Source organism: Actinomadura flavalba DSM 45200 (genome assembly GCF_000374305.1).
Lineage (GTDB): Bacteria > Actinomycetota > Actinomycetes > Streptosporangiales > Streptosporangiaceae > Spirillospora > Spirillospora flavalba.
In genome coordinates this window covers 324,401-341,662 of sequence record NZ_KB894098.1, presented here as the reverse complement: position 1 = coordinate 341,662, position 17,262 = coordinate 324,401, and the positions used below count along the sequence as shown (strand labels likewise).

The following is a 17,262-nucleotide window of genomic DNA, read 5'->3' as shown; positions in this document are numbered from 1 at the left end:
CACGCCGCCGAGATGCACGCGCTCGTCCGCGCGCGCAGCGCCGCGCCCGGCTCCGGCTGATGCCGGGACCGGACGCGTCTGCGTTGGGTCGGTCAGCGGCGGGGTTCCCAGCGGAAGAGGCGGGAGGCCAGGGACAGGGCCACGACGACCCAGGCGAGGGTCGGTGCGAGCAGGAGCAGTGAGTCGCCGAGGGCGGCGCCGCCGTTCCAGGCGTCGCGGGCCAGTTCGGTCGCGGCGCCGCCGGGGAGCAGGCGCTTGAGCAGGGCGAGGTCCTCGGTGCCGGAGATGCCGACCCAGGAGGCGACGGCGATGACGCCGAGGCTGATGGGGAGCGTGGTGACCTGCGCGTGCTCGGGGGAGTTGGTGAGCCCGGCGGTGGCCAGGCCGAGGCCGAGCAGCATCGCCACCGTGGCCACGACGGCCGCCGCCAGCAGCGGCACGTTCGCCGGGCCGCCCGCGACCGCCGCCAGGACGGCCAGCAGCACCGTCACCTGGACGAGCGCGATCACCGTCACCGGGAGCAGCAGGCCCGACAGGATGCCCGCGTCGCTCACCGCCGTCGAGCGGAGCCGTTTCAGGAAGAGGTTCTGGCGCCGGGAGGCCAGCGTCGTGACCGTGGTGGCGTAGAGACCGAAGGCGCCGACCGTGAAGATCATGATGGCGGCGATGTAGCCGAGGCTGCCGAGGGACTCGAACGTCTCGTGCTGGTAGAGGAAGTAGGCGCTGACCGCCACCGGCATGATCATGCTGGTGACCAGGACGAGGCGGTTGCGGAAGATCTGGATGAGTTCGCTGCGGGCGATGGAGAGCATGGGAGGCGTCCTTTCGGGCCGGTCGCCGTGCGGGTTCAGGAGCTGCTGAGCGAGCGGAACACGTCGTCGAGGCGGGTCGGACCGGCCTCCAGGCCCTGCGGTTCCAGGCCGTGGTGACGGGTCCAGGCGAGCAGCGTGTACAGGTCGTTCGGCAGGTCGAACGTCTCGGCGAGCAGCCGCCCGTCGGGCTCGCGGGTCGTCGCGAGCGGCGGCGCCGGAGCGTCCGGCGGGAGCGCGAAGCGGATCACGGACGGGAGCGTCCGCGTCAGCTCCGCGACCGTGCCCTCGCGCCGCAGGGAGCCCTGGTGCATGAGGCCGATGCGGTCGGCGCGCTGCTGCGCCTCCTCCAGGTAGTGCGTGGTGAGGACGACGGTCGACCCGTCCTCGCGCAGCCGGTCCACGGCGTCCCAGAGGGCGTCGCGGGAGCCGATGTCCAGGCCGGTCGTCGGCTCGTCCAGGAAGACCAGCTCGGGCGCGCCCCACAGGGCGGTGGCGAAGTCCAGCCGGCGCTTCTCGCCGCCGGAGAGCTGCGCCACCTTCGTGCCCGCCTTGCCGGTCAGGCCGACGACGCCGAGCACGCGCTCGACCGTGTCCACCCGCTGCGTGAGCCCGCCGATGAGCCGGACGGACTCCCGCACCGTCAGGTCGGGCGAGAACCCGCTCTCCTGGAGCATGATGCCCATCCGGGGCCGGACGGCGCGGCGGTCGCGGGGACTCTCCCCGAAGACGCGGACGGTGCCGGACGTGGCCGGACGGTGGCCCTCGACCGTCTCCAGGGCGGAGGTCTTGCCCGCCCCGTTGGTGCCGAGCAGCGCGTAGAGTTCGCCGCGCCGCACCTGGAAGGACAGGTCCCGGACGGCGTGGAAGTCGCCGTACTTCACGTTGAGGCGTTCGACGTCGATCACTGGTGTTGAGGACATGCCCCGATCACATCCGACGCGGCGCCGGGCGGGCAGTGCGGCCGCGTCATGCTTTCGGCATGACGTCTCCCGGGGGAAGTCATGACGCGGTGTCACTGGTGACCCGGCCGGACGGTGCGAATACTGGAGACCGCAACCATCGCCGGAGACCGGAGAGCCGCTGTTGATGCCCGTGGACGTCGAGGCCGCGCGGGGCCGCCTGCGGCGGCTGAACGCCGTCTCGCAGCTCGCCGTCCTCCTGCCGGTGGGGACGTTCCTGGTGGTGTTCGACGCCGGGACGTGGCAGGAGGCCGCGGTGCTGATCGCCGGGGTGGCGGCGGCGCTGGTCGCGGCCGTGCGGTGGTCGACGGGCGGCCTGTCCCGCGTCGTGGTCCCGTGCCTGGCCGTCAGCGGCGCGGTGTGGATGATCGGCGCGTGGGCGACGTCCAACCCGACGGCGTTCTACGGCATCTCCGTCGTCGGCTCGCTCGCCCTCCCGCAGGTGCGGGGACGGCGCGCGGTGCCGACGCTGGCGCTGCTGGCGTTCGTCGGCGCGGTCGGCGCGGCGCGGTTCCTGGCGCCGCAGGACGACGTGCCCCGCGCGCTGCTCCAGTACGTCGCCGTCCCCGTGGGCGTCATCGCGTTCTCCGCCGCGATGATGTACGTCAACCAGCTCTTCTACGACCTCGTGGACGCGCTGGAGGAGTCCCGCGAGCGCGGCGCGGACCTGGCCGTCGCCCGCGAGCGCGTCCGGTTCGCCGGCGACCTGCACGACATCCAGGGCCACACGCTGCACGTGGTGAAGCTCAAGACGCTGCTGGCGCGCAAGCTCGTGCACACCGACCCGGACCGGGCGGCCGAGGAGCTGGACGAGATCCACACCCTGGTCGGCGACACGATCACGCAGACGAAGGAACTCGCCTACGCGCAGCGGCGGCTCAACCTGTCCGCCGAGCTGGAGAACGCCAAGAACCTGTTCGAGGCGGCGGGCATCCGCGTCCACGTCGAGCGGGAGGACGAGGTGGACGACCGCGCGGGCGAACTGCTCGGCCAGGTCCTGCGCGAGACGACGACCAACATCCTGCGGCACGCGCAGACCCGCGAGGTGCGGATCACGCTCTCGGCGGCGGGCATCACCATCGTGAACGACGGCGTGCGCGACGCGGCGCCGCCCGAGCTGCGCGGGCTGGCCACCCTGCGGGACCGGGTGGCCGACAGCGGGGGAGAGCTGACGGTGGAGCGGCGCGACGGCCGGTTCCTGACCGCCGCGACGTTCCCGGGCGCCGCGCCCCGGACCTGGAAGGAGACCCGATGACGACCGTGGTGCTCGCCGACGACGAGGCCCTGCTGCGCAAGGCGCTGGTGTCGCTGCTCCCGCTGGAGGGCGAGATCACCGTGCTGGCCGAGGCGGAGGACGGGGAGACGGCCGTCGAGGCGACCCTGCGGCACCGGCCCGACGTGCTCGTCATCGACCTGGAGATGCCCGGCGTGGACGGCCTCGGCGCCGTGGCGGCGATCCGCCGGGAACGCCCGGAACAGGTCGTCCTCATGCTGACCCGGCACGCCCGCCCCGGCGTGCTGCGCAAGGCGCTGAAGCTGGGCGTGCAGGGCTTCGTCAGCAAGTCGGCCGAACCCGCCCACATCACCACGGTCATCCAGACGCTGCACGAGGGCCGCCGCTGGATCGACTCCGACGTCTCGGCGCTGGCCCTCGCCGACGACTGCCCGCTCACCGACCGCGAGCTGGACGTGCTGCGCGCCACCGCCGACGGCTACTCCGCCGCCGACATCGCCGCCCGCCTGCACCTGGCCGAGGGCACCGTCCGCAACTACCTGTCCAACGCCATGCAGAAGACCCAGACGCGGACCCGCCACGAAGCCGCCCGCTACGCCCGCGAGCACGACTGGCTCTGAACGGTCAGTCGGTGTTCGCGCCCGGCGGGACGGGCGGGACGGCCATGCGGCGGGCGTTCCGCGTCCGGTAGGCGTGGTCGAGCAGGGTGGCGGCGTCGGTGAAGCGGGCGGTCTCGGCGGTGGTGGAGCTGTTGAGGACGACGCCGTAGAAGGTGCGGCCCTTCCGGGTGGCGGAGAAGGCCAGGGAGTAGCCCGCGGCGTTGGTGAAGCCCGTCTTGACGCCGATCGTGCCGGGGTAGGAGCGCAGCAGCCGGTTGGTGTTGGTCCAGGTGTAGGCGCGCCGCTGCGCGGTCGCCCTGAGGGAGTACGACGTGCGCCGGACCGTCTTGCGGAAGTTCGGGCGCTTCATCAGGTGGCGGATCAGCCGGATCTGGTCGTGCGCGGTGGAGGCGGTGCTCGTCTGGGTCGGCCAGGGCAGGCCGTCGAAGTTGGCGTAGGTGGTGTTGGACATCTTCAGCGCCTCGGCGCGCCGGTTCATCTTCGCGACGAACGCCTCCTGCCCGGGGCCGTAGACGTCGGCGAGGACGTACGCGGCGTCGCAGCCGGACGGGAGCAGCAGCGCGTACAGCAGCTGGCGGACGGTGAGGCGGTCCCCGGCGCGCAGCCGCGCGGTGCTGCCCCCGTACTTCGGCGCGTACGCCGTGTGCTTCTTCTGCACCGTGACGACGCGGTCGAGGCCGCCCTCGCCGAGGACGATCTCGGCCGTCATCATCTTGGTCAGGCTCGCGATCGGGCGGCGGACGTGCGGCGCCTTCGCCCAGTGCGCGCGATTCGCCGTGGCGTCCCACAGGTAGGCGGACTTCGCGCCGACCGCCGGAGCCGGGGCCGCCGCCGGGGCGGGGGACGCCGGGACGGTCACGAGCGACGCCGTCAGCGCCGACACCAGCACGGCGCGCCCAGGGGTTCCGCGGAGCATCATGCTCCGAGACTCCCCGTAGCCGCCCGGACGCGTCAAGTGACTACGCCGTGAGGAGTGTCGCCGCCCCCGCCCCGACCAGCGCCACCGCCCACACCCGGTCCAGGTTGAACCACGCGGTGCGCAGGATCGCCAGCCCGACGACCTCGTAGACGAGGATCGCGATCACCCCCGCGACGGCCAGCATGGCGAGCGTGTGCACGCCCGTCACGAAGATCCCGGCGCTGAGCGCGCTGCCCGCGCCCGCCGTCAGGCCGTGGTCGTGCCCGGCGGGCGCCGCGCCGCCGGACGCCAGCACCGGCAGCAGCATCAGCCCGGCGCCGTGCACCGACGACATGAGGAACGACCACCAGGTGAGCTGCCACAGCGAGATCCGCATGCCCGCCCAGCGGAAGTGCCGCTTGGACAGCAGCCGCCACAGCCCGAACCCGACGAGCAGCACCCCGCCGCCGATCGCCACCGCCCGCGTCGCGACCACCGACCGGGTGACCGCGACGAGGACGGCGACGACGCCCACCGACAGCGCGTGCCCGAGCGCGATCGCGGGCAGCGACCGCAGCAGCAGGCCGCGCGAGCGCTCCTGGAGCCCGCGGGCGACGGCGAACAGCCAGCCCATGCCCGGGTTCAGCCCGTGGAACGCCCCGAGCGCGACGAGCGCCGCGAGCGAGCCGTCGTTCACGGGTAGCAGTAGGAGTCCGACGAGGCGTCGCCGCCCTGGAGCCGCGTCTGGTGCACGCGCAGGCCCCGGAAGGCGTCGCCGTGCGGGAAGAACCGCTCGTCGAACGTGAACGACTCCGGCGTGGCGTCGAGCTTGGCCATCCACGCGCCGACGCCGTCGGGGTAGAACTGGTCGTCCCACGCCCCGTACAGCGAGTTCGTCACGTAGACGCGGCGGCCGTCGCGGCTCACCTCGACCATCTGCGGGCCGCCCGCCAGCGGGACGTCCGGCGCCGCCGGGTGCGGCGTCCGGTCGACGATCCCGCCGATCCGCACCGAACCGGCCTCGACCGGGTGGAACGGGTCGGACACGTCGTAGCGCTTGAGTTCGCCGGTGCCCCAGCAGGAGACGTACAGCCACTGGTCGTCCACCGACAGGTCGATGTCGGTGACCAGCGGCGGGACCGCGCCGAACGGCTCGATGACGGGCGGGAGCCGCACCGGGTCGTCGGGCACCTCGGCCGGGATCGTGATGACCTTCGTCGCGGCCCACTCCTCGCCGTCGCGGTGCCACAGCCACACCGACGCCGACAGGTCCTCGACGTTGACGACGACGCCCGCGAACCCGTACTGCTTGCGCGGGTCGTGCGCGGGCCGCAGCTCCAGGGACATCTGGTGCTCGTCGCCGAGGTCGACGGTCTGCACGTGCTTGCGCTTGCGCAGGTCCCAGAAGTGCAGCGCGTGCCCGTACCGGCGCCCGAGCAGCAGGTCCGCGACGACCCCGTCCTCGATCATCGACGGGGTGCCCCACTCGGAGCTGACCAGGACGTCGTGCGCGATGTGCCACCAGGCGTCGTAGGCGAAGAACTGCGGCCCCCGGTCCACCTCCCACTGCCCGAGGACGTCGAACGACGTGTGGTCGAGCAGCGCGATGCCGCCGGGCCCCTCGGCGCCGTCCGCGCCGCCGAGCGCCGTCACGTACAGCCCCTCGGGCCCGCAGTGGACGGTGTGCGGGCGCGAGTACCCCGACCGGGCCGCCAGCTCCTCCGGCTCGATCACCTTGACGACCTTGGGCGAGGCGGCGTCGGCCTTGGTGTCCAGCACGTAGATCCGCGACGAGCGCAGCCCCGGCACGATCAGGTGCCGCCGCTCGACGTGCGGGTGCGGCGCGTACGGGCACAGCGCGCTGCTGCACGCGTTCCACCCGAAGTGGTGCAGCTCGTCGCCGGTGTAGGGCATGTCCGTCCAGCCGGTGACCTCCCCGTACGTCGCGGACTCGGGATCGACGTCCAGGACGGCGATCGCGTCCGGCTTCTCCGCCGCGCGGTCGAACGCGGCGACGTAGGCGAGCTTCTCCGGCGGGGCGCCGGCGGCGTCGCGCGGGGACGGGTAGAACGTCGGGTCGGGCTTCCACAGTGCCATTCGGGGGTGGCTCCTCACTTCACCGTGACCGGGTGGCGCGCGACGGCGCCGAACAGGTAGCCGAGCGTGTTGTGCCGGGCGACGTCGGGCTGGGTGGTCCCGGCCAGGTCGGTCGCGCGGGCCAGCAGCTCGTGGCGGCCGGGGCCGGGCGGTCTCCACGGGACCGTCCAGCGCACCCAGCCGCGTGGGTGGAACGCGTCGTCTAGCCGGACGGCGGCGGGCCGCCAGTGCCGTCCGCCGTCGGTGCTGACCGAGACGCGCCGCACGGGACCGTTGCCCGACCAGGAACGGCCGTGCAGGACCTGCGTCCGGGCGTCCAGCTCGGCGTTCCAGGCCAGCTCGAACGCGCTCTTGACGTTCATCCGGGTGAGCGGCGCCGAACCGGTCTCGGGGTAGCCCTCGCCGAACAGCCGGTAGTAGCGCGTGTCCCACGGGGAGGAGAGCGGGGTGCGCGACACCTCGATGTCACCGAGCCACTTGATCGACGCGATGCCGACCCAGCCCGGGACGACGAGCCGCGCGGGGAAGCCGTGGTCGGGCGGCAGCGGGACGCCGTTCATGGCGTAGGCGACGATGACGTCCGACAGGGCCTTGGCGACGGGCAGCGGGCGCCGCACGCGGCCCTGGTCGGCGCCGCCGTCGGTGAACGGGTCGTCGAGGCCGCGCGGGAGGACGTCCACGGCGTCGCGGGTGAGCCCGGCACGTTCCAGGAGCGTCGAGAGGCGGACGCCGGTCCAGCGGGCGACGCCGATGGCGCCAAGGCCCCACGCGGTGCCCGATACCGTCTGGCCCTGCTGGGTGGTGTAGAGGCTGCGGCCGTTGCCGGTGCACTCGATGGCCGCCGCGATCGTGACGGCGGGCAGCCGCCGGAGCTGCTCGTAGGTGATCTCGACGGCCCGCGCCTCGTCGGGCGCGCCGCGCAGCCCGGTGCCCCACAGCCGCAGGCGCCAGGTGGAGGCGTCGATGCGCGGCGTCGAGGTGTGGTTGCGGACGAAGAACCGGTCGTTGGGGGTGAAGTAGCCCTGGCCGCGCATGGCGTCCCAGCGCGTCTCGGCGTTGGTGCCGCGCGGCGTGAGCAGGTCGGGCGGCAGCGGCTTGACGATGGGACCGGCGGCGTGCGCGGTCCCGGCGGGGACGGTGGCGAGGACGGGGAGGGCGAGCCCGGCGCCGGCGGACAGCCGGAACAGGCGGCGGCGGGACAGTGCGGCGGCGGGCGCGGCGGCGGGTCCGGAGTCCATGGGGACGATGCTGCTGGCCGCGCGGCGTGAAGTCAACTTTCCCTACTGAATTAACCGGATTGCGCGCCGGTAGATTGGGACAGGTCGGCGGCCCGCCCGTCGCGGCACGAGAGGAGCGCACGTGCGTGACGTGCTCGGCGAGATCGTCCCCTGGTTCGCGTCCGGGGAGCGGTTCGGTCTCGCCACCGTGGTCGACACGTTCCGCAGCGCCCCGCGCCCGGCCGGGGCCGCGATGGCGGTGGCGCCCGGCGGCGAGGTCGCGGGCAGCGTGTCCGGCGGCTGCGTCGAGGGCGCGGTGTACGAGCTGGCCCGCGAGGTCGTCGCGTCCGGACGGCCCGTCCTGCGGCGCTACGGGGTGAGCGACGACGACGCGTTCTCGGTCGGCCTGACCTGCGGCGGCGTCCTGGACATCCTGGTCGAGCCGGTCGACGCGGGAACGTTCCCGGCGTTCCCCCGCGTGGCGGCGTCGATCGAGGCGCACGAGCCGGTCGCGGTGGCCACCGTCGTCGGCGGGCCGGGACGCCTCGGCGCCCGCCGCGTCGTGTGGCCCGGCCGCGCCGAGGGGAGCCTGGCGCCCGGCGAGACGTACGCCGCCCGGCTGGACGCCGCCGTCGACGACGACGCGCGCGGCATGCTCGCGCAGGGCGTCACCGGCACCCGCCGCTACGGCCCCGAGGGCGAGCGCCGGGGCGACGACCTCGCGGTGTTCGTGCAAACGTTCGCGCCGCCGCCCCGGCTGCTGGTGTTCGGCGCCATCGACTTCGCGGCGGCGGTCGCCCGCGTCGGCACGTTCCTCGGCCACCACGTGACCGTGTGCGACGCGCGGCCGGTGTTCGCGACGCGCAAGCGGTTCCCCGACGCCGACGAGGTCGTGGTCGAGTGGCCGCACAAGTACCTGGCGCGCACCGCCGTGGACGAGCGCACCGCCATCGCCGTCCTCACCCACGACCCGAAGTTCGACGTGCCGCTGCTGGAGGCGGCGCTGCGCACCCCCGCCGGGTACATCGGCGCGATGGGCTCGCGCCGCACCCACGACGACCGCCGCGCCCGGCTGCTCGCGGCGGGCGTGAGCGAAGCGGAGCTGGCGCGGCTGCGGTCGCCGATCGGGCTCGACCTCGGCGCCCGCACCCCCGAGGAGACGGCGGTGTCGATCGCGGCGGAGCTGGTGCAGTGGCGCTGGGGCGGCTCGGGCCGCCCGCTGACCCGGACGTCCGGCCGCATCCACCGGGAACCGGCCGGATGACCCCGGCGGGCCTGCTGCTCGCGGCCGGGGCGGGCCGCCGCCTGGGCACGCCCAAGGCGCTGCTGGAGATCGGCGGCGAGCGGCTGGCCGACCGCGCCGCCGCGACCCTCGCGGCGGGCGGCTGCGCGCCGGTGCTGGTCGTCACGGGCGCCGTGCCGGTGCTGGTCGCGGGCACGACCGACGTCCCGAACCCGGCGTGGGAGACCGGGATGGGCTCGTCGCTGCGCGCGGGCCTGGCGGCCGTCCCGGACGAGACGGAGGCCGTGGTCGTCGCCCTGGTGGACCAGCCGGACGTCACCCCGGCGGCGGTGGCCCGCCTGATCGCCGCCTGGCGCGCGGGCGCCGGGATCGCCGTCGCGACCTACGGCGGAGCCCCGCGCAACCCCGTCCTGCTCACCCGCCCGCACTTCGCGGCGGCGTCCGCCGCCGCGACAGGCGACCACGGCGCCCGCACCTTCCTCCGGCGCCACCCGCACCTCGTGACGCACGTCCCGTGCGAGGACGTCGCGGACCCCGCCGACCTGGACACCGCAGCCGACCTGACCGCCTACCGCGCCCGTCGTCGTAACGCCGCCGACCCCGCCGACCTCGACACCCGGCCGACTTGACCGCCTCCCGCACGCCGCCGTAACGCCGTCGAGCCCGCCGACCTCGACACCCGGTCGACTTGGCCGCTTACCGCGCCCGTCGCCGTAACGCCGTCGAGCCTGCCGACCTCGACATCCGCCCGACCTGAGCGCCTACCGCGCCCGTCGCCGTCACGCCGTCGAGCCTGCCGACCCCGACAACCTGCCGACCTGGCCGCCTTCCGCGCACGTCGCGTAGCGCCGCCGGGTCCTTGACCTCGGAGGTTCCGGGTGGGTGGGCGCCGTCGGACGAGCGCTAGGGGGCCGGCGCGCCGGAGGTCGTGCCGCCCTGCGAAGCTCGGGCGCGCGCGTGCCCGGAAACGGCCGCCCGGATGCAATGATCATGGAAGACTGGCCGCCGTTCCGTCCCCCCACGGTTCCACGGAGGCACGCATGCCCGACGGCCGTCCCCGCTTCTTCGACTCGGCGCTGTTCGCGCCCGCGATGAAGACGCTCACCAAGGCGCACGCCGCGCTCTACACCGGCACCGGCGGGCGGTTCGGCGCCCGGTTCCGGTTCGGCAGCGCGTTCCCGCGCGGCGTGCCGGTGGCGCTGCTGACCACGATCGGCCGCAAGTCGGGACGGCCCCGGACCGTCGCGCTGATCGCGATGCCCGACGGCGACCGCGTCGTGCTCGTCGCCTCGCGGGGCGGCACGCCGCAGCACCCGCAGTGGTACCTCAACCTGCTCCGGCAGCCGCGCGTCCGGGTCCGCTTCGGCGACAAGGTCGCCCCGATGCGGGCGTACGAGGCCGAGGGCGACGAGCGCGCCGACCTGTGGCGGCGGCTCGTCGACCTCTACCCCGAGTACGCCGACTACCAGAAGTGGACGGACCGCCGCATCCCCGTCGTGGTGTGCGCGCCGGAGTAGCCGCGCTCACTCCTTGGGCAGCGCGCTCTCGTCCAGCGCGCCGCAGTCCACGGCGCGGCGCAGCCGGTCGGTGAGGGCCCTGACGGTGGCGGGCTCGTCCAGCACGCCGTCGGGGCCCGCCGACTGCTCGCGCCAGGCGCGGACGCGGCCGATGACCTCGTCCACGCCGTCCAGGTGGAACCCGTACACGGCCGCGTACCGGCTCGGCAGGTGCGCCGGGTGCAGGTCCCAGCCCTGGTAGAAGCCGTGCCGCAGCGAGTGCCGGACGTGCGCGGCGTGCACCGCCCACGCGGCGTTGACCTCGTCCGGCCCGTCGTTGCGGGGGATGACGTTGGTCGAGCCGTCCGACAGCCGGATGCCGGTGCCCGCCAGCGTCACCTGCATGACGTCCCGGGCGAAGTCGCAGGCGGGGTGGTCGAGCCGCTGCTCCTGCGGCGGCAGGCCGAGCGCGGCCGTGTAGTCGAACACGCCGAAGTGCGCGGCGGTGACGCGGCCCTTCCCGGCCTCGACGACGTCGCGCAGCCCCGTCCGCCCCTCGGTGTCGATGATCACCTGCGGGGTCTCGACCTGCACCTCGAACCGCAGGATGCCCGGCGGCAGGCCGAGCGACTCCTCCAGCCGCTCCAGGTACTCGACGAACAGCTCCACGTGCGCCGCCGAGACGACCTTCGGGAACGTGATCGTGAACCCGCCGGGCAGCCGGCCGAGCCGGTCGCGCAGCGCGGTGAGGAAGCCGTCGAGCGTGCGCATCGAGCGGTCGTGCGCGCCGTCCGCGAACGACTTGACCCGCACGCCCCAGTAGTGCGGCAGCTCGCGGGCCTCGTAGGAGGTGGCGACCGCCTCGACGACCTGGGCGACGTGCCCGTCCTCCTCGGCGTCGGGCCGGACGCCGTAGCCGTCCTCGAAGTCGATGCGGACGTCCTCGACGGGCTCGGACGCGAGCTTGGCGGCGACCCGCTCGCGCACCAGTGCGGCGATCTCCGGTTCCAGCCCGAACGCGGTGCCGAACGATCCGGCGCCGGGCGTGTGGGTGTTGAACAGGCGCAGCGCCTCCCCGCCGAACTCGGCGGGCGTCGTGCGCGAGAAGCGGTCGGCGGGAACGTAGACGGTGTGCACCGGCTGCCGTCCGGTCGCCGGGCCGGGGAACCGCTCGGCGTGCTCGGCACGGACGGCGGCGATCCGTTCGGACAGGTCCTCGATCGTGGAGACGCTCACATTCACTCCGCCATGATCCCCCAGACCACCCCTCATCGGACACCCGATCGGGGCAGAACGGCGTCACACCGCCGTCAGGTTCCCCGCCAGCGCGAGGGCCGCGTGCGCGCCGAGCAGGACGCCGCAGGCCAGGTCCGAGCCGGAGGTGTGCCCGACCGACAGCAGGCGGCGGACGGCGGGACCGGGCGGCTCCAGGCCCGCGACGGCCCGCAGCGCCGCGCCGACCTCGGCGCCCGCGTCGCCGCGCGCCGCGCAGTGCAGCAGCGTCGCCGACAGCGGGGTGGTGCGGGTGCCGACGTCGGCGGTGACGGCCGCGCCGAGCCAGCCCGCCAGCCAGACGGCGCGGTCGCCGCCGGGCAGCGCGCCGCCGATCAGGCGCAGCGCCGCGAGCAGGCCCGCCAGGATGTCGTCGCCGCTGGGGGTGAGGCCGGGGCCGAGCCCGACGAGCCGTTCGGCGGTCTCCACGGCGCCCGCCAGGTCGCCGTCCGCGCAGCACGCGCCGAGCAGCGCGGGGTCGGGGTGACCGGCCAGACCGCCCGGCGGCGCGGCGGACAGCTCGTCGGCGAAGGCGCGCAGCCCGCCGGGCGACGCGACGACGCCGAGCGCGGGCCGCGGGTCCCACCAGCGGCGCGCCCGGACGAGCAGCCCGCCCGCCTCGACGCGGCCCTCACCGATCCACGCGTCGGCGGACTCGCGGACGCCGCGCAGCGGCCGGTCCCGGGCGGGGACGCCGAGCACGATCGCGTTGGGCAGCCGGACGGCGTCGGACGTGACGACCGCCACGGTGCGCGGTTCGCTCGCGCCGCGCAGCTCCAGGTAGAGGGCGGAGGGGAACAGCGCGAGGACCCGGGCCGGGCGGCGCGGTCCCTCCAGCAGCGGTCGCAGCGTGCGGCTCGCCGACCCGGCGGCCGGCAGCGGGCCGCCGGGCGGCGGTCGCAGCGGGGCGCTATCACGGACGAGGGGGGTCACGCGGGCCTCCCGGAGGCGAGGGGGTACCCGCTGGACGGTAATCCGGGCCGCCGCCGGGTCGTATGGAGAAACCTGCCAAGGATGCTTGTCAAGAATGGCCTGACTTGTCAGTCTTGATCAGGTAACGGTAGCGATGTCGCCTCACCCGGCGATGTAGCTCCAGAAGCGAGGTGACCCCCCGTTATGACCTCCACACCCGTGGAGCCGGGCCCACCGGCCCTCCGGCTCGCGAGTACCGGCACCCTCACCCACGGCCTGCCGGTCGGAGACGTCCTCGGCGTCTCCACCCTGGCCCGCGCCCGCCTCATCGCCGGGCGCTCCGGCCTCGGCCGCGTCGTCCAGCGGCTCAACGTCATGGACGTCCCCGACATCCTGTCCTGGGTCAAGCCCAACGAACTGCTGCTCACCACCGGCTACCCGCTGCGCGGCTCGGACCAGCCGCTCGGTGACCTGGTCACCGACCTGGACCGGCGCGGGCTGGCCGCCCTGGCCGTCAAACCCGGCCGCTACCTGGACGCGATCCCCGCCGAGATGGTCGAGCGGGCCGACCGGCACGGGCTCCCGCTCATCCTGCTGCCCGACGACGTCGGCTTCGACGACATCCTCAACCAGGTCCTCACCGACATCCTCAACCGGCAGGCCGCCGTCCTCGCCCGCACCGAGGAGGTGCACCGCGCGCTCGTGCAGATCGTGCTGTGCGGCGGCGGCGTGCGGGAGCTCGCGGACGAGGTCGCCTCGCTGCTGGACGTCGCCGTCGTGGTGTTCGACGGCGACCGGCGCCCGCTGGCCGAGGCCGGACCGGCCGAGGCCGTCGCCGCCATCCGCGCGTTCGACGCCTCCCGCACCGCCGACCTGGCCCCGCACGCCGCCGGGCGGCACCTCGTCGTCCCGGTCGTCGCGGGCGGGTTCGACCACGGCCGCATCATCGCGCTCAGCCCGCACGGCGAGCCCCGCGAGACCGACCTCGGCATCCTGGAGCGGGCCGCGACGGTCGCCGCGCTCGTCGTCACCAAGCAGCAGGCCGTCGCGGCGGTCGAGAGCAAGTACCGGGCCGACTTCCTGCGCGACGTCCTGGCGGGCCGGGCGGGCGGCGACGACCGCATCGTCGCGCACTGCGCGGGCTTCGGCTGGGACCTGGACCGGCCCGTCGCGGTGCTCGTCGCGGAACTGGACGCCCGCCGCCCCGACGCTCCCAAACCCCCGCCCGGACGCGGCGCCGACGAGCGCTTCGCGCAGGAGCGGCTGGCGGCGGCGTGGGGCGCGGCGGCCCGCCTACACGACCCGGGCGCGGCCGTCGCGAGCTTCGCGCACGAGATCGTCGCGGTCGTCGGTGACGCGCCCGGCGCCGTCGAGGCGCTGGCCCGCGAGGCCGCCGCGCTGTTCGCGGAGAACCCGGCGATCCGCCGCACGTTCTCCACCGGCATCAGCCGCACCGTCACTGGCCCCGCCGCGCTGCCGGGCGCCTACGAGCAGGCCGTCAAGGCCGTCCGGGTCGGCCGCCAGCTCCACGGCGACGGCGCCCGCGAGCACTTCGACCGGCTCGGCGTCTACCGGCTGCTCAGTCTCGTCTCCGACCCGGCCGAACTGCACGCGTTCGTCGCTGAGACGCTCGGCGGGCTCGCGGGCGACGCCGAACCCGAGGCGGTCGACCTGCGCCGCACCCTCCAGGTGCTGCTGGAGACCAACCTCAACGTCGCCGAGACGGCCCGTCGCCTGCACTTCCACTACAACACGCTGCGCTACCGCATCGGGAAACTCGAACGGATGCTCGGCCCCTTCACGCAGGACGCGCACCTGCGCCTCAACCTCACCCTCGCGCTGCACGTCCTGCGGATGCGCGGCATCTGAGCGGCGGGCGTAGGGTGCTCCGGGCTCGCCGGTGACCAGCGGAGACGTCGCGTGAGCGATGTCACCTGGACGCGCCGGGCGGGTAGATCAACACTGTCCGGAGCACGGGCCCCGCCGGGGCCGCGAGGGAAGGGACCGGCCCATGGCGCTCGGCTGGAAGCTGCACGGCGACGGGAGGACCCCGCCGCCCGGCCAGGTCGTCCGTCCGGACGAACGGCTGAGCTGGCCGCGCACGGCGGGCATCGGCGTGCAGCACGTCGTGGCGATGTTCGGGGCGACGTTCGTCTTCCCGATCCTCATGGGGCTCGACCCCAACCTGGCGATCATGATGTCCGGGGTCGCGACGATCCTGTTCCTGCTCGTCGTGGGCGGCAAGGTCCCGAGCTACCTGGGCTCCAGCGCCTCGTTCGTCGGCGCCGTCGCGGCGATCCGCGCGGGCGGCGGTGACAGCGCCGCCGTGACCGGCGCGATCCTCGTCGCGGGCGCGGTGCTGCTCGCCGTCGGGCTCGTCGTGCACTTCCTCGGCGCGCACGTCGTCCACCGGATGTTCCCGCCGGTGGTGACCGGCGCCGTCGTCATGCTGATCGGCTTCAACCTGGCGCCCGTCGTGGCCGGGACCTACTGGCCGCAGGACCAGTGGGTCGGGCTGCTGACGCTGTGCTTCGCGGTGCTGTGCACGGTGCTGCTGCGCGGCTTCTGGGCGCGGATCTCGATCCTGCTGGCGCTGGTGTTCGGGTTCGTCCTGTCCTGGCTGCTCGACCTGCTCTCCGGGCCGATCACCTCGGTGCTGCCGGGGCAGAACCTGCGCGACGCCGCCGGGCAGTCGTGCGCGCAGGAGGGCCCGTACTGCGTGGCGACGGCGTTCACGCACGACCGCGTCGACCTGTCCGGCGTCGCGGACGCCGCCTGGTTCGGCTTCCCGAGCCTGCACGCGCCGAGCTTCACCACGGCGTCGATCCTGCTGGCGCTGCCGCCGGTCATCGCGCTCATCGCGGAGAACACCGGGCACGTCAAGGCCGTCGCCGCGATGACCGACGAGGACCTGGACCCCTACATGGGCCGCGCCCTGGCCGCCGACGGCGCCGCGACGATGCTCGCCACCGGCGTCGGCGGCTCCCCGACGACCACCTACGCCGAGAACATCGGCGTCATGGCGGCGACGCGCGTCTACTCCACGGCCGCGTACTACGTCGCGGCGCTCGTCGCGATCGGGTTCGGGCTGATCCCCAAGTTCGGCGCGCTCGTCGCGGCGACGCCCGGCGGCGTGCTCGGCGGCATCACCGTCGTGCTGTACGGGATGATCGGGCTGCTCGGCGCGAAGATCTGGGTGGAGAACCGGATCGACTTCGGTGACCCGGTCAACCTCGTCCCGGTGTCGGCGGCGGTCATCCTCGCGATCGGCAACGTCACGCTCCACGTGACGGACGACTTCCCGCTCGGCGGCATCGCGTTCGGCACGATCGCGGCGCTGGTCTTCTACCACGTGCTGAACGCCGTCGGCGGACGCCGCGCGCCCGCCGACACCGGCGGCGGCATCATCGCCCCCGAGCAGGACGAGGCCGGGGGACCGGTGCGTCCGCCCGCCGGGGACGATCCGGGCACTCCGGGCTCGCGTTCCTGAACGCATTCCGGCGGGGCGCGCGGGCGCGGCGTCCGCGCGCCCCGCCGCCCGTCGTGGTCGAATATGTCTCGTACATCCCCCCGATCAGGCGAACCGGACGCCGGTTCCGCGCGTCTGCCGTGGTGAGGGTGCGAACGACCGCGACAGAACAGGGGAACGGCGCCGATGCGAGGGAAGATGCCGGTGACCGCCACGGCCGTGGCGGTGGCGGCGGGGGTCGTGGCCGCCGGATGGCCCGTCGTCGTGGCACCGGCCGCCGACAAGGGGCCGAGCACGCGGACGGTCCTCGCCGGGACGCTCGGCGACCGCCGCTGGGAGACGCCGAAGCCCGGCTCCTACACGGTGCCCAAACCCGCGCCGGACGGGCTGCCCGCCGTGCTGTCGCGCATCGAGACGCAGGACAAGGTCGTGTTCCTCACGATCGACGACGGCTACGAGTACGACCCGGAGTTCGTGCGGCTCGTCCGGGCGGAGAAGGTCCCGATCCTGACGTTCCTCACCACGACGTACGTCAAGGGGCAGGGCCAGTACTTCTGGGCGCTGCGCAACGCGGGCTCGCAGATGGAGAACCACACCGTCGGGCACCCGAACATGGCGCAGCTCGCGCCCGAGGCGCAGAAGAAGCAGATCTGCGACGCGTCCGCCACGATCGAGACCGCCTACGGCCGCCGCCCGACGATGTTCCGGCCGCCGTTCGGCAGCTACAACGAGACGACCCGCAAGATGGCGGGGGAGTGCGGCATCAAGTCGATCCTGCTGTGGTCGGCGGAGTTCTACAACGGCACGTCCGGGCCGGGCGTCGGGTTCAACGGGTTCGCGCGCGGCGACGGCGGCAAGGGCTTCAAGCCCGGCGACATCGTCCTCATGCACTACCGCAAGGGCCTGGCCGAGCAGTTCAGGACGATCCTCGGCTGGATCAGGGAGCAGGGCTACCGGCCCGCCGCCGTGGAGAACTACCTGCCGCGCTCGCTCGGCGGGAACGCTCCCGACCCGGCGCCCGCCAAGCCCTGAA

The 17,262-nt window shown here is 74.3% G+C and carries 16 protein-coding genes; 8 read left to right on the top strand and 8 right to left on the bottom strand.

Going from position 1 to position 17,262, the window contains the following annotated elements:
* Nucleotides 1-92: 92 nt before the first annotated feature.
* Together C229_RS0122250 and C229_RS0122245 are read right to left on the bottom strand one after the other, a co-directional pair.
* Entirely contained in the window at nucleotides 93-812 is a 720-nt protein-coding gene (locus tag C229_RS0122250) for an ABC transporter permease (RefSeq protein ID WP_018657321.1), read from the bottom strand.
* Nucleotides 813-847: 35 nt separating this feature from the next.
* Nucleotides 848-1,732, bottom strand: coding sequence for an ABC transporter ATP-binding protein (locus tag C229_RS0122245; protein ID WP_081639987.1), 885 nt, complete (start codon nucleotides 1,730-1,732; stop codon nucleotides 848-850).
* A 166-nt stretch (nucleotides 1,733-1,898) separates the two neighbouring features.
* Here C229_RS0122245 and C229_RS0122240 point away from each other — a divergent pair, with 166 nt between their 5' ends.
* Nucleotides 1,899-3,026 carry a sensor histidine kinase gene (locus C229_RS0122240; RefSeq protein WP_018657319.1) on the top strand — a complete coding sequence of 376 codons (1,128 nt, stop codon included), beginning with the start codon at nucleotides 1,899-1,901 and terminating at the stop codon, nucleotides 3,024-3,026.
* Nucleotides 3,023-3,625, top strand: a complete 603-nt coding sequence (locus tag C229_RS0122235) for a response regulator transcription factor (protein ID WP_018657318.1) — start codon at nucleotides 3,023-3,025, stop codon at nucleotides 3,623-3,625. Before C229_RS0122240 ends, C229_RS0122235 begins: the two co-directional genes overlap by 4 nt.
* A 4-nt stretch (nucleotides 3,626-3,629) precedes the next feature.
* Here the strand turns inward: C229_RS0122235 and C229_RS0122230 are convergent, their stop codons facing one another.
* From C229_RS0122230 to C229_RS0122215, 4 genes are read right to left on the bottom strand one after another with little or no spacing between them, the layout of a single operon-like run.
* The gene (locus tag C229_RS0122230; protein ID WP_026314056.1) at nucleotides 3,630-4,544 is read right to left on the bottom strand and encodes a D-alanyl-D-alanine carboxypeptidase family protein; all 915 of its coding nucleotides are present in this window, start codon (nucleotides 4,542-4,544) and stop codon (nucleotides 3,630-3,632) included.
* A 40-nt stretch (nucleotides 4,545-4,584) separates the two neighbouring features.
* Nucleotides 4,585-5,220 carry a hypothetical protein gene (locus C229_RS0122225; protein ID WP_018657316.1) on the bottom strand — a complete coding sequence of 212 codons (636 nt, stop codon included), beginning with the start codon at nucleotides 5,218-5,220 and terminating at the stop codon, nucleotides 4,585-4,587.
* A complete protein-coding gene (locus C229_RS0122220) occupies nucleotides 5,217-6,620 on the bottom strand; it encodes a selenium-binding protein SBP56-related protein (RefSeq protein ID WP_018657315.1) in 1,404 nt (467 codons plus the stop codon). The genes C229_RS0122225 and C229_RS0122220 overlap by 4 nt, the downstream gene beginning before the upstream one ends.
* A 14-nt stretch (nucleotides 6,621-6,634) precedes the next feature.
* Nucleotides 6,635-7,858, bottom strand: a complete 1,224-nt coding sequence (locus C229_RS0122215) for a sulfite oxidase (protein WP_018657314.1) — start codon at nucleotides 7,856-7,858, stop codon at nucleotides 6,635-6,637.
* Nucleotides 7,859-7,979: 121 nt separating this feature from the next.
* Between C229_RS0122215 and C229_RS0122210 the strand changes: the two genes are divergently transcribed.
* From C229_RS0122210 to C229_RS0122200, 3 genes are all read left to right on the top strand, one after another.
* On the top strand, nucleotides 7,980-9,101 hold the full coding sequence (locus C229_RS0122210) for an XdhC family protein (RefSeq protein WP_018657313.1): 1,122 nt from the start codon (nucleotides 7,980-7,982) through the stop codon (nucleotides 9,099-9,101).
* Nucleotides 9,098-9,709, top strand: a complete 612-nt coding sequence (locus tag C229_RS31425; RefSeq protein WP_051109055.1) for a nucleotidyltransferase family protein — start codon at nucleotides 9,098-9,100, stop codon at nucleotides 9,707-9,709. Before C229_RS0122210 ends, C229_RS31425 begins: the two co-directional genes overlap by 4 nt.
* Before the next feature lie 411 nt (nucleotides 9,710-10,120).
* Nucleotides 10,121-10,597, top strand: a complete 477-nt coding sequence (locus C229_RS0122200; RefSeq protein WP_018657311.1) for a nitroreductase family deazaflavin-dependent oxidoreductase — start codon at nucleotides 10,121-10,123, stop codon at nucleotides 10,595-10,597.
* 6 nt (nucleotides 10,598-10,603) lie between these two features.
* Here C229_RS0122200 and C229_RS0122195 read toward each other — a convergent pair whose 3' ends face one another.
* Together C229_RS0122195 and C229_RS0122190 are read right to left on the bottom strand one after the other, a co-directional pair.
* Entirely contained in the window at nucleotides 10,604-11,812 is a 1,209-nt protein-coding gene (locus C229_RS0122195) for a DUF6986 family protein (RefSeq protein ID WP_018657310.1), read from the bottom strand.
* Nucleotides 11,813-11,875: 63 nt separating this feature from the next.
* Nucleotides 11,876-12,781, bottom strand: a complete 906-nt coding sequence (locus tag C229_RS0122190; protein WP_018657309.1) for an oxamate carbamoyltransferase subunit AllH family protein — start codon at nucleotides 12,779-12,781, stop codon at nucleotides 11,876-11,878.
* 183 nt (nucleotides 12,782-12,964) lie between these two features.
* On the opposite strand from C229_RS0122190, the gene C229_RS0122185 reads away from it, so the two are divergent.
* From C229_RS0122185 to C229_RS0122175, 3 genes are all read left to right on the top strand, one after another.
* Entirely contained in the window at nucleotides 12,965-14,629 is a 1,665-nt protein-coding gene (locus C229_RS0122185) for a PucR family transcriptional regulator (RefSeq protein WP_033424643.1), read from the top strand.
* Nucleotides 14,630-14,771: 142 nt separating this feature from the next.
* Complete coding sequence (locus tag C229_RS0122180; protein ID WP_018657307.1) at nucleotides 14,772-16,250, top strand: uracil-xanthine permease family protein; 1,479 nt, start codon at nucleotides 14,772-14,774, stop codon at nucleotides 16,248-16,250.
* A 177-nt stretch (nucleotides 16,251-16,427) separates the two neighbouring features.
* Nucleotides 16,428-17,261 carry a polysaccharide deacetylase family protein gene (locus C229_RS0122175; RefSeq protein ID WP_240487370.1) on the top strand — a complete coding sequence of 278 codons (834 nt, stop codon included), beginning with the start codon at nucleotides 16,428-16,430 and terminating at the stop codon, nucleotides 17,259-17,261.
* Nucleotide 17,262: the final 1 nt, after the last annotated feature.

Coding starts and splice junctions, on each gene's coding strand:
- C229_RS0122245 (WP_081639987.1), bottom strand. CDS start 1,732: ATGTCCTCAACACCAGTGATCGACGTCGAACGCCTCAACGTGAAGTAC.
- C229_RS0122220 (WP_018657315.1), bottom strand. CDS start 6,620: ATGGCACTGTGGAAGCCCGACCCGACGTTCTACCCGTCCCCGCGCGAC.
- C229_RS0122185 (WP_033424643.1), top strand. CDS start 12,965: ATGACCTCCACACCCGTGGAGCCGGGCCCACCGGCCCTCCGGCTCGCG.
- C229_RS0122230 (WP_026314056.1), bottom strand. CDS start 4,544: ATGATGCTCCGCGGAACCCCTGGGCGCGCCGTGCTGGTGTCGGCGCTG.
- C229_RS0122250 (WP_018657321.1), bottom strand. CDS start 812: ATGCTCTCCATCGCCCGCAGCGAACTCATCCAGATCTTCCGCAACCGC.
- C229_RS0122200 (WP_018657311.1), top strand. CDS start 10,121: ATGCCCGACGGCCGTCCCCGCTTCTTCGACTCGGCGCTGTTCGCGCCC.
- C229_RS0122175 (WP_240487370.1), top strand. CDS start 16,428: ATGCCGGTGACCGCCACGGCCGTGGCGGTGGCGGCGGGGGTCGTGGCC.
- C229_RS0122215 (WP_018657314.1), bottom strand. CDS start 7,858: ATGGACTCCGGACCCGCCGCCGCGCCCGCCGCCGCACTGTCCCGCCGC.
- C229_RS31425 (WP_051109055.1), top strand. CDS start 9,098: ATGACCCCGGCGGGCCTGCTGCTCGCGGCCGGGGCGGGCCGCCGCCTG.
- C229_RS0122180 (WP_018657307.1), top strand. CDS start 14,772: ATGGCGCTCGGCTGGAAGCTGCACGGCGACGGGAGGACCCCGCCGCCC.
- C229_RS0122235 (WP_018657318.1), top strand. CDS start 3,023: ATGACGACCGTGGTGCTCGCCGACGACGAGGCCCTGCTGCGCAAGGCG.
- C229_RS0122240 (WP_018657319.1), top strand. CDS start 1,899: ATGCCCGTGGACGTCGAGGCCGCGCGGGGCCGCCTGCGGCGGCTGAAC.